Origin of the sequence: Bradyrhizobium sp. RD5-C2 (assembly GCF_019972155.1) — a bacterium.
GTDB lineage: Bacteria > Pseudomonadota > Alphaproteobacteria > Rhizobiales > Xanthobacteraceae > Bradyrhizobium.
This window is the reverse complement of sequence record NZ_BOVL01000007.1, coordinates 126,902-140,832: the sequence shown is the minus strand read 5'-3', so window position 1 is coordinate 140,832 and position 13,931 is coordinate 126,902. Positions and strand designations below refer to the sequence as shown.

Annotated in this window: 17 protein-coding genes and 1 tRNA gene; 8 read left to right on the top strand and 10 right to left on the bottom strand. The window is 62.6% G+C overall.

Features of this window, described 5'->3' with window-relative positions; translation table 11 throughout:
* Position 1 precedes the first annotated feature (1 nt).
* The 3 genes from BraRD5C2_RS06190 to BraRD5C2_RS06180 all read right to left on the bottom strand — a co-directional run bounded on the left by BraRD5C2_RS06190 (position 2) and on the right by BraRD5C2_RS06180 (position 2,821).
* Complete coding sequence (locus tag BraRD5C2_RS06190; protein ID WP_223967425.1) at positions 2 to 874, bottom strand: DMT family transporter; 873 nt, start codon at positions 872 to 874, stop codon at positions 2 to 4.
* A gap of 243 nt (positions 875 to 1,117) precedes the next feature.
* On the bottom strand, positions 1,118 to 1,522 hold the full coding sequence (locus BraRD5C2_RS06185) for a hypothetical protein (protein WP_223967424.1): 405 nt from the start codon (positions 1,520 to 1,522) through the stop codon (positions 1,118 to 1,120).
* Positions 1,523 to 1,636: 114 nt separating this feature from the next.
* Positions 1,637 to 2,821, bottom strand: a complete 1,185-nt coding sequence (locus BraRD5C2_RS06180; protein ID WP_223967423.1) for an MFS transporter — start codon at positions 2,819 to 2,821, stop codon at positions 1,637 to 1,639.
* A 268-nt stretch (positions 2,822 to 3,089) separates the two neighbouring features.
* Here BraRD5C2_RS06180 and BraRD5C2_RS06175 point away from each other — a divergent pair, with 268 nt between their 5' ends.
* Positions 3,090 to 3,767 carry an AraC family transcriptional regulator gene (locus tag BraRD5C2_RS06175; RefSeq protein WP_223967422.1) on the top strand — a complete coding sequence of 226 codons (678 nt, stop codon included), beginning with the start codon at positions 3,090 to 3,092 and terminating at the stop codon, positions 3,765 to 3,767.
* A 324-nt stretch (positions 3,768 to 4,091) separates the two neighbouring features.
* Here the strand turns inward: BraRD5C2_RS06175 and BraRD5C2_RS39365 are convergent, their stop codons facing one another.
* Entirely contained in the window at positions 4,092 to 4,214 is a 123-nt protein-coding gene (locus BraRD5C2_RS39365; RefSeq protein WP_256459054.1) for a hypothetical protein, read from the bottom strand.
* Between the two features lie 232 nt (positions 4,215 to 4,446).
* Complete coding sequence (locus tag BraRD5C2_RS06170) at positions 4,447 to 4,893, bottom strand: hypothetical protein (RefSeq protein WP_223967421.1); 447 nt, start codon at positions 4,891 to 4,893, stop codon at positions 4,447 to 4,449.
* A 224-nt stretch (positions 4,894 to 5,117) separates the two neighbouring features.
* On the opposite strand from BraRD5C2_RS06170, the gene BraRD5C2_RS06165 reads away from it, so the two are divergent.
* Positions 5,118 to 5,402 carry a hypothetical protein gene (locus tag BraRD5C2_RS06165; protein ID WP_223967420.1) on the top strand — a complete coding sequence of 95 codons (285 nt, stop codon included), beginning with the start codon at positions 5,118 to 5,120 and terminating at the stop codon, positions 5,400 to 5,402.
* A gap of 85 nt (positions 5,403 to 5,487) precedes the next feature.
* Positions 5,488 to 5,564: transfer RNA gene (locus BraRD5C2_RS06160), tRNA-Arg, on the top strand.
* A gap of 593 nt (positions 5,565 to 6,157) precedes the next feature.
* On the opposite strand, the gene BraRD5C2_RS39360 is transcribed toward BraRD5C2_RS06160, so the two are convergent.
* From BraRD5C2_RS39360 to BraRD5C2_RS06155, 3 genes are all read right to left on the bottom strand, one after another.
* Positions 6,158 to 6,286: a hypothetical protein gene (locus tag BraRD5C2_RS39360; RefSeq protein WP_263009970.1), complete on the bottom strand. Its 129-nt coding sequence runs from the start codon at positions 6,284 to 6,286 to the stop codon at positions 6,158 to 6,160.
* Positions 6,287 to 6,574: 288 nt separating this feature from the next.
* Positions 6,575 to 6,829 (bottom strand): glycosyltransferase, encoded by a 255-nt coding sequence (locus tag BraRD5C2_RS39625; protein WP_374707964.1) that lies wholly within the window; start codon positions 6,827 to 6,829, stop codon positions 6,575 to 6,577.
* Between the two features lie 734 nt (positions 6,830 to 7,563).
* On the bottom strand, positions 7,564 to 7,899 hold the full coding sequence (locus BraRD5C2_RS06155; protein WP_223967419.1) for a VanZ family protein: 336 nt from the start codon (positions 7,897 to 7,899) through the stop codon (positions 7,564 to 7,566).
* A gap of 645 nt (positions 7,900 to 8,544) precedes the next feature.
* Here BraRD5C2_RS06155 and BraRD5C2_RS06150 point away from each other — a divergent pair.
* The 3 genes from BraRD5C2_RS06150 to BraRD5C2_RS06140 all read left to right on the top strand — a co-directional run bounded on the left by BraRD5C2_RS06150 (position 8,545) and on the right by BraRD5C2_RS06140 (position 9,894).
* Positions 8,545 to 8,694, top strand: coding sequence for a hypothetical protein (locus BraRD5C2_RS06150; RefSeq protein WP_223967418.1), 150 nt, complete (start codon positions 8,545 to 8,547; stop codon positions 8,692 to 8,694).
* 2 nt (positions 8,695 to 8,696) lie between these two features.
* Positions 8,697 to 8,852, top strand: a complete 156-nt coding sequence (locus BraRD5C2_RS06145; RefSeq protein WP_223967417.1) for an LPXTG cell wall anchor domain-containing protein — start codon at positions 8,697 to 8,699, stop codon at positions 8,850 to 8,852.
* Between the two features lie 187 nt (positions 8,853 to 9,039).
* Positions 9,040 to 9,894 (top strand): sterol desaturase family protein, encoded by an 855-nt coding sequence (locus BraRD5C2_RS06140; RefSeq protein WP_223967416.1) that lies wholly within the window; start codon positions 9,040 to 9,042, stop codon positions 9,892 to 9,894.
* Here BraRD5C2_RS06140 and BraRD5C2_RS06135 read toward each other — a convergent pair.
* Positions 9,891 to 10,901 (bottom strand): helix-turn-helix domain-containing protein, encoded by a 1,011-nt coding sequence (locus BraRD5C2_RS06135; RefSeq protein WP_223967415.1) that lies wholly within the window; start codon positions 10,899 to 10,901, stop codon positions 9,891 to 9,893. The genes BraRD5C2_RS06140 and BraRD5C2_RS06135 overlap by 4 nt on opposite strands.
* A gap of 154 nt (positions 10,902 to 11,055) precedes the next feature.
* Between BraRD5C2_RS06135 and BraRD5C2_RS06130 the strand changes: the two genes are divergently transcribed.
* Positions 11,056 to 12,201, top strand: a complete 1,146-nt coding sequence (locus BraRD5C2_RS06130) for an alkane 1-monooxygenase (protein ID WP_223967414.1) — start codon at positions 11,056 to 11,058, stop codon at positions 12,199 to 12,201.
* A gap of 63 nt (positions 12,202 to 12,264) precedes the next feature.
* Here the strand turns inward: BraRD5C2_RS06130 and BraRD5C2_RS06125 are convergent, their stop codons facing one another.
* Positions 12,265 to 13,383: a major royal jelly family protein gene (locus BraRD5C2_RS06125; protein ID WP_223967413.1), complete on the bottom strand. Its 1,119-nt coding sequence runs from the start codon at positions 13,381 to 13,383 to the stop codon at positions 12,265 to 12,267.
* Positions 13,384 to 13,533: 150 nt separating this feature from the next.
* On the opposite strand from BraRD5C2_RS06125, the gene BraRD5C2_RS06120 reads away from it, so the two are divergent.
* Positions 13,534 to 13,926, top strand: coding sequence for a winged helix-turn-helix transcriptional regulator (locus tag BraRD5C2_RS06120; protein WP_223967412.1), 393 nt, complete (start codon positions 13,534 to 13,536; stop codon positions 13,924 to 13,926).
* Positions 13,927 to 13,931: the final 5 nt, after the last annotated feature.

Genomic DNA, 13,931 nt, shown 5'->3' with positions numbered 1-13,931 from the left:
ATTAAGCGCGGCGGTTGACCACCAGCACCGCGGCGGCGCAAGCGGCCATGCCGGCCATCGCGACGTAATCCAGCCGCTCGCCGAACAACACATAGGCCATCAGCGCGGTCACCGCCGGCACCAGATAGAACAGGCTCGCGACCGAGGTCGCGGCATGGTGACGGATCAGCCAGTACAACAGCCCAATCGAGCCGATCGACAGCGCGAACACCAGCCAGGCAATGGCCAGCACAAACTCGCTGGTCCAATGCACGACATTGGTCTCGAACAGCCACGCGCCGATGCCGAAGAAGATCGTCACCGCGAGGTACTGCACCAGATTGCCGGCGCGCCAGTCAATCTGGTTGCAGTAACGGCGCTGGTACAGCGTGCCAAGCGTGATGCTGATCAGCGAGACGCCGGAGGCAAGCCAGCCCCATCCCGCATCGCCCGTCATCGGCCGGTTGTGCAGGATCAGCACGACCCCGGCGAGGCCGAGCACGAGCCCGCCCCATTGCAGCGGCGTGACGCGCTCGCCGAGCCAGCGGTTAGCGATGGTCGAGGTCAGGATCGGTTGCAAGCCCGGGATCAACGCCGACAGTCCTGCGGGAATCGAATGCGCGATCGCAATCGCGGTGCCGCCGAGATAGAAGCCATGCACCAGGATGCCGGCTACCGCACTGTGGAAAACACCTGTCCGGTCCAGCCATTTCGGCCGTGCGACCGCGGCGATCACAGCCATCACCACCACCACGAACGCCATTCGGATCGCCAGATAGGTCAGCGGCTCCGCGTTGTTGATGACGTATTTGGTGCCGATGAATCCCGTGCTCCACAGCACGACAAAGATCGCCGGCGCCAGACGAGCGGCAGTTTCCTCGAAGCTCTTGTTCATTGCAGGCCGTCATTGCCTGAAGATGAGGCAACCGGCAATCGCGAATTTTTGGGGTGGCGGGCGAGCCCACCGCTGCAAGCAGGTGGTGCCTCACCCACAGCGTCGTCCCTGCGAAAGCAGGGACCCATACGCGGCGGCGGATGTTGTCGTGCCCGATCCAACGCTGTTCGGCACCGCCTTCGTACCGATCACCCTCGATACCTTCCGCTACTGGAAGGCAAGGTCGCTCCGCACGCCACATCGTCACCTGAGGTGATACTTCCTGCCGTTGGTGTTCGGGTCGGTATTGTCACTCGTCGAGAACATCAAGGCCGGTCCGAAATAGCCCCAGCGATCCCGGTAAAGTCCAAATCGGCCGGCGCCCTTGTCGATGATCTCTTGCTGGGTGCTGTTCGGCGGACCGAGAAGCCTGTCATCTTCATACAGTCGGGCAGTCTCGATCTTGCCATCCACGTATTTGACGGGGACGAGAAACGCGTGCCCCTGATAGAAGTGAAATGTGCCGCGCAGCAGAAGTCTGTCGATCGGGCTCGCCGGAACCAGATAAAGCAACGCACTCGACGCCAGGGCAAAAAGCGTCGATCCGATCACGATGCGCGTATTGGCGGATATCCTCAACGGCACTTTCCCCGGGCTCTTGCTCGCCACGCGTCTCCATAGCGCGCGGCTTCATCGCGTACAACCGACGGGCATCCGCCATCCCCTGTACGCCGCCGGTGCGGAAGCCGATCTGACAGGCCGGATGTCCGCACAGAACAAGCATCAGATCGTTGACGCGCGGCCCGCGAAGTTGCCAAGCACCGCCATCAGCACGGTCGCGACGGCACAGCACACGAGCGCGACCTCCCAGCCTCCGGTTGCATCGTGGGCAAGTCCGGCGAGCGGCGGGCCCGCAGCCGCGAGCGTGTAGCCGAGGCATTGCGCCATGCCTGACAGCGCAGCCGCCTGTTGGCTGTGCGCGGTTCGCAGGCTGACGAATGTCAGACCGAGGATGAAGGCGGCTCCCGCCCCGAAGCCGAACAGCGCGACCCACACCATCGCAAGCGAAGGAAGCTGCCACAAGCCGAGCAGCGCGACGCAGGTCGCGAGCGACACGACGATCGCGATGCCGCGCTGATCCTTCATGCGCCGGACCATCGGACCAAGGATCAAGCCGGGAACCGCCGTCGCCAATTGCGCCACGCCGTGCAGCGTGCCCGCCGCCGCCGCTGAATAGCCCGCCTGCACGAGGATAGCGGGCAGCCATCCGACGATGATGTAGAACACCAGCGAGGTCAGGCCGAGAAAGCCGGTGACCTGCCAGGCGAGCGGCGAGTGCCAGATGCGCCCGCGACGCGACGGCGAGCCAGGCTCGATCGCTGGAGCCGAGTGCATCCCCAGTTGCGGGACCCAGGCGACCAGCGCCACCAACGGAAAGATCAGTGTGCTCGCAAGCGAGAGGTGCCAGCTCGATCCGGGCAATAGAGCAAGCGGGATCGCCACGACGGATGCCAGCGCCTGGGCCGATGCGGACGTGATCGCGTAGGCGCCGGTCAGGCTCGCGATGCGGGTCGGAAAGTCCCGCTTGAGCAGGCTCGGCAGCAGAACATTTGCAACAGCGATCCCGGCACCAATGGTGGCAGTGCCGGCGAACAGCGTCCAGACCGGACCGGACGAGCGCAGCGCGATCCCGGCCGCGATGACCAGCAACGCGCCGAACAGCGACCGCTCCATGCCGCATCTGCGCCCGAGGATGGCTGCAACCGGTGAGATCGCGGCGAACGCAAGCAAGGGCAGCGTCGTCAGGACCCCCGCCTCCGCCGCGCTGACCCCGCTGCTCTCGCGGATCATGCCGAGCATCGGCGCCACGCCGGTGATGGGCGCACGGAGCGCCGAGGCGATCAGCAGGATCCCTGCGACCAGGAGCCCCTGCCCGCCCAAATTCCGCATCGGCGCAATCATCGTCATCGCATGCTCCCGGCTGTCTGCACGCGCGGAAACTATCGACTTGGCTGCCGGAAGAATTTACATATCCGTTCTATTGATCGCTAAATTCAGTCACGCGGTCGGTTTTCAACTCCGCTATGGGTTTTCAACTTCGTTATGGGTTTTTCAGCTTCGCTATCCTTGGCCGGACCTCGATCCGGATGACGTCGTCGCCCCGGCCCTCGCCGTTCGCCTCGACGTCACCGAGAACAAGGTCGAGGCGGCCGAGCACGCGCACCGGAAGGGACAGTTGGTGTTTGCGCTCGGCGGTGGCGTGATGTGCCGCGTTCCGAACGGACTTTGGATGGTACCGCCGCATTGCGGCGTCTGGCTCCCCGGCGGCACCCGCCACACCAATATCGCAACCGCCAATGCGCGGATCTTCTTCGTCTTCGTCGAGCCCGGTGCCGCCGACCTGCCCGACCGCTGCTGCACGCTGTCGATCTCGCCGCTGCTCCGCGAGCTCATCGTCGCGCTGTCGGATCGCATGCAGCATGACATAGGCGATGCGATGCTGGTCGCGCAATTGCTGCTGAGCGAATTGCCGCAAATGCCGGTCCAGCAGCTGCATCTGCCGATCTCGGGCGAACCGCGCCTGCGACGGATCGCGGCTGATCTCGCCGACGATCCTTCCGATCGCAGCACGATGGCCCAATGGGCCGGTCGTGTGGCGATGAGCGAAAGCAGCCTCGCGCGTCTCGTCCTGAGCGAAACCGGCCTGACGTTCGGCCGCTGGCGCCAGCAGCTGCATTTGATCGTCGCGTTGCGCGAGTTGTCGGCCGGAGCCAGCGTTCAGCAGGTCTCGACCGCGCTCGGTTATGAATCCGTCACCGCGTTCATCACCATGTTCAAGAAGGCGCTCGGCAAGCCGCCGGCGAAATATCTCAGCGACATCGTGCAAGGCGGCGGTTCGGCCTTCGCGGCCTGAGGGGCGCCGCCTCCGGCTTCGATCCCGGCTGGCAAGGCGGCCGACCGGCGCCTACGGATCGCAAACGCGTGATTGGCACAACCGGCCGTTGCCTTCATTTGGGCATCTATGGGGAACAGGGTTCCCCGGCGGAGAGCAAAGGCGGCCGTCGCAGGGGGTGCCTGCATTGACGTATCGATCCCACAGCAGCTGGCAGGACGTGGATCTGCGCAATCTCGTTCGGGTCATCTCGGCCTGCACCCTCGGACTCTGGGCATTTGCGGCCGGCCTCCTGATCGGGACCTTCCTGTTTTCATGACTGGCTTGGCGGACCCGCCGCCCGGTCTACCCACCGCTCAGGTGATGTGCGGCGACGAACAGGACGAGCGCGCTCAGCACCAACGCTGATGCGGCGCCCGCAACGCCGCGGGCGAGCTCGGCCTTCGAAAGATTGGACCTGGTTGCCATCACAACCTCCTGTGCGGGCGAGCTGGGCCGGTCCGCTCCGGCGATGAGGCTCGCTCTCGCTGCTCGGACCACCATCGCATCATCAGGATGAACGCATCATGAGCAAAACGAATGGCCCGTGCTGCCGGTTCCAAATTCTGACTGCAGGGTTTCGCATCGCGGGCACTGGCCGCACGCGGCAAGCACGCAAAGCCGCGCTCGAAGGAGGTCCGGAGCGCGCGAGTGTCCGCGCCTACCACTCTTCCGGACAGGGATCGACGATCTTCCAGAGATCGACGCCGTTCTTGATCTTCTTCATCTCGGTGGTGAGCCCGCCATTGCGGCGGATCCAGTCCTTCACAGTATCGGGATAATAGGACATCAGGTCCGAGGTGCCCTCGAGGCTGGTGACCTTGATGCCGAAGGTGAAGGCCTTGTCGTAATAGGCCTGGTGGAAGCCGATGCTGGCCTTCGGCGTCACGCAGATCTTGTTCAGCGGCACGATGCCGAACACCAGCGTGCAGGCCGAGTTGCAGATGCCGTCGATCACGACGCGCTCGCGGCGCTCGCGGATCTGCTTGTACTTGGCCTTGTACTCCTCGACATAGCCGCCATGGTCGCGCGTGATGTGCAGAACGGCCCGCGCTGGCGTGACCGCCAGAACCGAGAGCAGCAAAGCGACAAGGGGCGTGATGCGCATGGAATGTTCGAAACCGAGGGAAAGACGAGCCCGGGCGGACCTGACCGCAAGAGTCTGGCCGGACTGTGTTGGCAATCCGTTAAGCATCCGCAAAAAGGCAAAATTTGGCGCCCTGTGACCGATTTCCCGCAGCTTTTTGGCCGGATTCCGGGTTAAATGAAGCGCTAGAGGACCTTGGACCGGCTGTGCAAGCCGATTCCAGCGTGAACGCCAGGAGGCCGCCAATGACCAAGACCAAGCTTTTCGCCGCCCTCGCCGTGACCGTTTCCCTGGCCATCCCGGCCCTCACGCCGGCCGCCGCGGCCGACCTCTCGGCCACCCCGCGCCACCACCGGCATCACCACCACGCGCATTGGGGCCTGCCCTACCACATCAGCTATCTGCACAATTACGGCCCGGGCCCGGCCGCCGGCAGCTTCGCCTATTACGACGGCCCGTCGACCAACAAGTGCTACCAGGGCTCAGCCGCCTATATCGGCCAGGATCATCGCCGGCATCCCTGCTTCTGAGCTCAAAAGAAGGCCGGCGGGACGCGCGGACGCCGCGCCATCGCTGCTGGCCCCGACAGCCCAAGTCTGATAATCGACCCGCAACGCGCTCGTAGCTCAGCTGGATAGAGCATCGGATTTCGATTCCGAGGGTCGGGAGTTCGAATCTCTCCGAGCGCGCCAGCGTTTTCATCGATCGTCCAATGGTTTAGGACGAACCAATTTCGTTCTGGATGATCGTATTCGTGTTGCGAGCAAGCCCGACTCGCTGCGAACAAAATCAAGACATTACCAACCGCCTCAAATCACTCCGCGCGACAAGGGCGCAACAGGGCGGATTGGCGTTTGTTCTGAAATGCGATGTCGCAATGAGGAACGACCCCGACGCGGACGGCGCGTCGAGGTCGCCATTCTGTCAACTCCCGACCGGGTTGGGGGTGTAAGGGTCGGGAGCCGACAACCTACCTCCGATATCGCCGCTCGTTCCGCCCCCAAGCAACGCCATTAAGGGTTACTCCCGCCCGGCCTGCCGGAAAACGATATCCATTCGCCGCCTGTCGAGGGCTGGCCGAGCGGGCCGTTAGCAAATCAGCAAGCAGGTCGGCGCAGGCTTCTCAGAGGGACGGGACCGGTTTGGGGAACGTCTTACGGTCTCCGTTTCGGAGGAGCTGGCGTACAGGCCCTGGCGCCGGCTCCTCTTTCTTAAAATCAGTCTATGCACCGCAACGGTCACGGCGGCGAGGCAATCAACTTCGCGAAGGGCGTTTCGGGCTAGGTCAACTCGGCTGAAGGTTCCAGGTCGCCAGCCGCTGCTTGATCTGCTCGGCCTGCTCCTTCGTCAGTTTCTCAGCCAAACTGTAATCGTTCAATTGGGCCGCCCCCTTGCGTTGTCGATCGTAGACCATCCAGTCGGTGCTTCCTTTTCGAACGAGGAACCTTGGCTGTATCGATGCCGTGCAATTCATCGTGGACTCCGTCAGCAATATGAACGACCGCAATATCTTCTTAAATATAGCACTTGGTTTTCGATGCTTCTGTGAACCTGCACACACGTGGCCGAACGCCACATGTCGATATTTCGGCCGATGCCCCCTACCCGAAACCGCTTGAGATCCCGCCCGAGGTTCGCCGCGCAGGTTCACTGCTGATACGCCGAGTCCGACCCGGTCAAGCGCAATAGGACATCTGCGGGGTCAGCAAGAGGTGGGAAACATTTCGGCCATATGACCACTGCGAAAGCCGAAAAGTTTCGCGAAATCCGCACCACGCTCCTGCACAAGGACCAGCATCCGATCAACGTTGTACGGCGCGTAGTCATCATCGTCGTCGAACCGGATTATTATCCCGCCTTGCGCAGCCCGGCATCGAGCTTTCCGCGTCGCTCCAATCGTCATCGGCGCAGGCTCGTGAAAACATCGAACCCGCGGATCACCGATTGCATCGAACATGGTTGCGCGGATCGCGGGCGATGCAGATCGCTCCGAGGTCACAGAAGTGTGTCGCGCTCGCAACGTCACGACAGTTCCCTATGTGGATAGGCGTGTTTGGACTTCACTGGGTAGCGCATTTGCCTTCTACTTATATCGGACCTTCGGCGGCGATTTTTTTGCCAAGACGTTCATTTGAAATCGGGGTCCAGGAGGCCGCTGTTCAGCGGCCGGCGGCCTCCTTCGTTATTTGAGATACATCGATTTGCAATGACATCTTCCGACGCCGAGCTGCGTCAATCGGACTGCCATTAAGTCGTGGGGACAAAATGATTGAAGAACGCAAACCTTACGTGGCATTTGGAGTAGACCCAGCCGGCGTCGCCCGCGCAACGTATGAACTTCGTTGCAATGACGACGAGGAGGCAAAGCGCCGAGCTGAGAGTTTTTTGGACGAGCACGAATTCGTCGAGTTGTGGATCGACTACAAGAGGATCGCTCGTCTGAAACGAAGCTAGGACGAGCGTAGACGCGGCATCAAACTCCGAACGAACGCCTCGTTTGAACTGCCATGCGTTGGACGGCGCAAGTGTATTTGCCCTGAGCAAATTGCTGACCGCCTGCGCAGGGCACTATGACAACGCCGCATGATCACGGAGGCCGTCAGCGTCTGACTGTCGTGCTCGCTTCAGCAAGGCGCCGTTTCTCGACCCTGGAGAAGCTGCTTGGCCGTTCGCGAAGTTCAACGGTTGAAGTCACCGGCCGGACTGGTTGCGCAGAACGAGCAGCAGTAGAAGCTGGCCCGCTCCGATGCCGGCGATGCCTCCTGCAACCTTGAAGAATGCGTCGGCCAGGTGGCCGTGCCGGTCAGGGGTTAGCAATTGCATTGCTTCGAGCGTTAACGCACTGAAAACGACTAAGAGCACGATCGGCATGGCGCGCCGGGGATAGCCGACCACAAAGGCCAATGCCATCACCGCGAATGCGACGAAATGCTCGACGTGCGGATCATCAGCAAACGAGGGGCGGTCTTGGATCGGCGACAGTGTGGCGAACGCAATAAAGGCCAGCGCTAGCCAGCCAATGACCATTCCGAACGTCCTGATCCTTGATGCAAGCAAGCAACGATTTCCAAGTCGTGGTGTCTTAGATGCACCGTCGCTGAATTAGCCCATCGCGCGCGTCAGCGACAGGCGGGATCGGCGCAATACCGGGGTGGCCCACAAGGACTAATCCCGATGGTGCTTCCTGTAGACCCACCGTAAGTCGAAATTCCAACTTCGCGGTGCGCAGCAAGCGCTACGATGAACAACGAGGGGGCGGCACCTCACCTTGAAAGGCAGCGAGGCCGTTATGGAGCGCTTATACCTGGGCATCACCGTTACAAGCACATACGTCTTGGTCACGATTGCGCTGATGGTGGCTTTCATGCACTGACCGGCAGATAGGCTTGACACGATTTGGTCTGTCGCGAGCCACAACAACTTTCACCGCTCATGCGCGACCGCCGACGAAAGCCAAGGTCCCTGTCTCTCTGGCATGCCCATTCCCCGAAAGCCGATCGAGGTCCCGCCGGAGGTCGCCCGCCAGTTTAGTGCCGACATGCAGGCTTACTACGCCGGGCAGGACGACATCCAACGAGATCGGATCACAGTTGGCACCCCACATATGCTGCTGCAGCACATTGTCGGCACCAGGTTGCGGTTGAGCGAGGTCAGACTTTTTGAGTTGATGCGATGAAAACTGTCTGGATCTACACGGACGCAGCGAAAAAGGTCGGCGACGAGAACCATATCAAGGTCTTCGCAACGATCGAAGTCGCTGAAAAATGGCTAGAGGAAAACGACCCTGAGGGCATAGCATTTGAGTACGACGTCCTGGAGTGACAATGGCAAAGGACTTCTTGCTGTCATTGCAATTGCCGCATTGGCTCATGATCGCCGGAGCACTGTTGGCGGTCGTCGGCGGCATAGGACTCTTGATCCGCCGCAAGCAAGCCCATGCCGGCGTGGCTCGTGCGCGGTCGACCCGACCACCGGAATAGACCTGCATCTCCCCGACCGCGAAGATCCGCGGCGCTGGACTTGGCTGGTTTCCTGCCGTGCCCGGCGACCTGGAACCGGGCCGATTAACGCTCTCGCTTAACGCTTCTTGCGCTTGGGCTTTCCTTCCTATTGACGCTGTTGGGAGCCGAGGTGATAGGCTACCGCTATTTCAGGCGGCCATTTTGAATGCGCGATTTATTTGGACTGACTCAGCTTTTGCTGGCGGTTTTGATCTTCGTGCCTTTCGAGCGACTGTTCGCTGCGAGGCCTCAGAAGATTTTCAGGCGTGGCCTGCTGACCGACATGGCCTTCCTGTTCATCAACGCCGGGCTGGTGCTGGCCGGTGTGATCGCCATCATGACGGCGGCCATTCTGGTCAATCAATCGATCCTGCCTGCGGCAGTGACGCAGACGATCGGCGATCTTCCGTATCTGGTTCAAGTGCCCCTTGTGATCCTGATCGCCGACCTCGGCGTCTACTGGACGCACCGCATCCTGCACGTCGTGCCCGCGATGTGGCAGATCCATTCCGTTCACCACGCGGTCGAGGAACTGGATTGGCTCGCTGCGATTCACCAGCACCCGCTCGACGTGACGTTCATGAAGGCCGGCGCGCTGTTTCCGCTTTACGCGCTCGGTTTCTCTACGGAAGCGATCGGGACCTACCTGCTCGTCTACTACTGGCAAGCCTGGCTGGTTCACGCCAATGTCCGCCTGAACTATGGACCGCTGCGGCACGTCCTGGTGTCGCCGGAATTTCATCACTGGCACCACAGCAGCGACACGGCAGCGAGAGACAAGAACTTCGCCGGGCTGTTCTCGTTCTATGATGTGCTGTTCGGGAGCGCCTACCTTCCGAAGGGGCAGGATCCGAAGGCGTTTGGCGTCGATCATCCAATGCCCTCCAGCTACCTGGCGCTGCTGGCCTACCCGTTTGTCGCATGGACCGCGAAGCGCAAGCGCGACGATCCACCAGCCACCCAACCTCTGTCGAACGGTGGAAAGCCTGCACAGCCGCGCCAAAGCGCGCCGCTGAGCTAGCTGCGCAAGCTCTTCTCGCCGAACCAGCGCCTGCAGGCGCGGCTGAAGCTCGTCGCGTCGGTGTAGCCGAGCGCGGCCGCCATCTCGTCGCGCGACTGTGAATCGGCCGCGAGCATTGTCCGCGCGCGCTCCCGCAGCACGCCGTCGAGCAGCGGCCGGAAGGCGCGGCCCGCCTCCGCCAGCCGCCGCACCAGCGTCCGCCGCGAGGTGCCGACGAGGCGCGCGGCTTCCTCCTCGCCGAGGCGCTGCGGCAGCCGCGCCGCAATCAGGCTCTCGACGATCCGCGCCAGCGCCGCGGTGTCGGAGCGCGGCTTCTCGATTTCCTCGAGCGCTTCGATCGCCTTGGCGTGCAATTCCGGATCGGCAAACGGCGAAGGCCGCGCGCATAGCTGCTTCGGCACATCGAAGATGAAGGCGGCCGCGTTGAACTTCACCGCGCAGGAATAATGCTGCATCAGCCGCTCCGCGCCCGCGGGCGGCGGCCAGGGAAACTGCAAGGTCGCCTGGTCGATCGCATCCTCGAGCAGCTGCGCATAGACCGCGTGCACGTTGAGGCTGACCGCCAGCGCCACGGCGCGCCACAGCGCGCCGTCCATGGCCACCGCAGGCGAGATTTCAATCTGGATCGAGCTCGGCGTTGTGCGCAGCCGATTGCGGATGAAAGGCGCGCGGGTCGACCCGAAGCGCGCGCCGGTGTTGAGCGCAACCGCGATGGTCGGCGCCGTCCGGGTCGCGACGTCGAGCGCGCCTTGCAGCGATGTCGACCAGACCGCCGCGGCCGACAGTGGCCACAGCTCGCCATGCCGGCGGGTGATGTTGGCGGCGAGCATCACCAGCGACGACACCGGCATGTGGGCGCCGGGCTGGTCGAGCACGTCCTGCTGGATTGCGCTGCCCTGCAGCAGTTCGTCGCGCTCGCCGCGCGTCTTGCCAAACGCCCGCACCAGCGCCCGCGCATAGCTCACGGACACCGGCGTGCGAAGGGCATCGGCCTCCGATCCCTGCATTGCCTTGGCGCCCTCCCTCGCGAACGTCCAGCCGCTTGGCGCAAAATGCCACAAAATTGGCCTGTTGGGAACTGGCGGCGCAGGCCCGCCTCGCGGCATCCTCAGGGCAACAACGGCGAACGCCGCCTCGACAAGAGATGCTGGAGGGAATGCGATGATCTTCACGGGCACCAATACCGCGGGCGAAACCATCACCTACCGGGACGGCAAGCGCTATCTGTGGATGCTCTCGTTCATCCCGCCGCTGATCCCGCTGTTGTCTTACTGGCTCTTCCTGCGGACGCATAATCCGCTGGTGACGCTAATTCCGTTCGTGTTCATCTTCATCCTGATCCCGCTGCTCGATGTCCTGTTCGGCGAAGACACCCACAATCCGCCCGCGGAAGTGGTCGCCGCGATGGAGGCCGATCCCTATTATCTGCGGCTTGCTCGCATCACCGTGGTGTTTCCCTGGATCAACTACGTCGCCCTGATCGCGTTCTTCGGCACGCAGGAGCTGCCGTGGTGGTCCTATGTCGCTTTGCTGCTCGGCGTTGGCACCATCAACGGCGGCGCGCTATTGATCGGGCACGAGCTCGGCCACAAGGCTGACCGGCTCAACATCTTGTTCGGCATGCTCGCCAACTGCGCGGTGGGTTACGCCCATTTCCGCGTCGAGCATAATCGCGGCCATCACACCTGGGTCGCGACCCCCGAGGATCCCGCCAGCGCGCGGTTCGGTGAATCGATCTATGCGTTTGCCACCCGCGAGCTGCCGGGCGCCTTCAAGCGCGGCTGGCGCAATGAGGCCGAGCGGCTGACCCGGCGCGGCGAGCCGGTCTGGTCGGTCAACAACGAGATCCTGCAGGGCTTTGCGCTGACGCTCGTCGTCGCGGCCATTCTGATTGCGCTGTTCGGCTGGAAGGTCGCGCCGTTCATCGTCGCGCACCATTTCCTCGGCTGGTACGCGCTGACCCAGGCCAATTATGTCGAGCACTACGGATTGCTGCGCGAGAAGCTGCCGAACGGCCGCTACCAGGCGGTCGAGCCGCGCCACTCCTGGAACACCAACCACATCGTCTCGAACCTGATGACGTTCCATCTGCAACGTCATTCCGATCACCACGCCAACCCGATGCGCCCCTACCAGTCGCTGCGCGATTTCGACGACATCCCGCGGCTGCCCAACGGCTACACCGGCATGTTCGGCCTTGCGGCGATCCCGCCGCTCTGGTTCCGCGTGATGGATCCGAAGACATTGGCGTGGGCCGGCGGCGACAAGAGCAAGCTCAATCTGGGCGACCGGCCGGCGAACGCGTGATAGCAGGTGTCGCCCGGCCTGCGAGCAGGTCGGGCGATCGTCGTCAATACGCGCGATGCGCGGTCATCGCGAGACGTAGCCTGCCGCGAGCGGCTTGAAGCGATAGATCAGATACGGGGCCTTGTTCTCGCCCTTGCCGCCGTGGAACATCCCGGCCGCAGAGATCTGCGACGCCGATACGTACATGTAGCCGTCCGCCGACGCCGTGATCCCGTCAGGCCAGACCATCTCCGCATCGCTCAAATAGGTGCGATATTTGCGATCGGTTCCGACGACGCCCACCGACTTGCTCTCGACCGCGGTGAGATACAGATTGCCGGCATAGTCGATCGAGAGCCCGCCATTGTTGGGCTTGTCTGAATAGCGCTCGACCTTGGCGCTGAGCTCGGCTGGTGTCAGCTTCTCGTCATTCAAGTCGGCCACGCGCACGCGGTAGATCGAGCGGCCGCTGAGCGGCGCGAAATAGACCCACTCCGACCTCACATCCATGGTGATGCCATCGCAGCCGACCTTGATGATGGACGGCTTGCCGTCCTTGCCCGACACGGTGAGATCCTTGCCGTCCACCGTGATCGGCAGGTCTTCGGGAATCGTGGAGCGGTCGCCGTCAAGCACGCGCCTGGCGCGTCCGGTATCCATATCGATGACAATGATCGCGGCATGCGATCCGTCGCCGCCCGGGCCGATATTCTCGTCGGCGATGTAGAACTTGCGATGCTTCTGGTCGATCACGATGTCCTGCGGCTGCGAGCCCGGCCGCGTGACCGGATCGGGCATGTAGTAGATGCGCTCGAGCTTGTCGCCGCGGGTATTCCACCCAACCAGCTTGGGCGTGATGTTGGTGCGGAATCCCATGTCGATGATCCACACCACGCCATTCTCGTCCGACCTGAGCCCGAGCACATTGTCGAGATACTGGTCGGTGCCTTTCCGCGGCGTATTCCACTCCGCACTTGGAAATGGCTGCGACGTCGTCGGCGACGTCAGCTTGGCGACCCTGATCTCGGGACTGAAGAACGGGTGATGACTGAAGATGAGCTGGTTATCCGGCGTGATGGCGATGTTGCCGACCGACTCGGGCAACCGCGCCACGATCTCGGCACGGACCGCCTCATCCGCACGCGCACTCGATAGCAATACGCTCGCCGTCATCGCGGCGATCAACAAAATCTCTCGCTTCACGCGGGTCCCCTCCCTGTTATGGTTGATATGTCGTTGCGCGCCGGACTCGCTTTGATCGGCAAGGTTCGGCTTTGCGGGATCGACGTTGCGCGCTAATTTGGGTGCTGACAATTACGCACAGGAATGTCCGGTAGTATCAGGGAGTGAACCATGAAAGAGCTTGATGCGAAGAGCTATGACTGTGCGGCCGGCTGCCCCGTCGAGGCGACGCTCGATCTGATCGACGGCAAGTGGAAAGCCGTGATCCTCTATCACCTGCTCGGCGACACCATCCGCTTCAACGAGCTCGGGCGGCGACTGTCGCGGATTTCGCAGCGCATGCTGACGCGGCAACTTCGCGAGCTCGAAACCGCAGATCTGATCCACCGCGAGATCTATCCGGAGGTGCCGCTGCGCGTCGAATATTCGCTGACGCCGCTCGGGCGCTCGCTCGAGCCGGTCATCCGGTCGCTGTGGGTCTGGGGCAATTCGTACCTGGAGACGCGCCGCCCCTCGCCGCGTGCAGTCAACGGTGCGTCTGCTTCGGCACCGCGCGCCAGCTAGGGCAA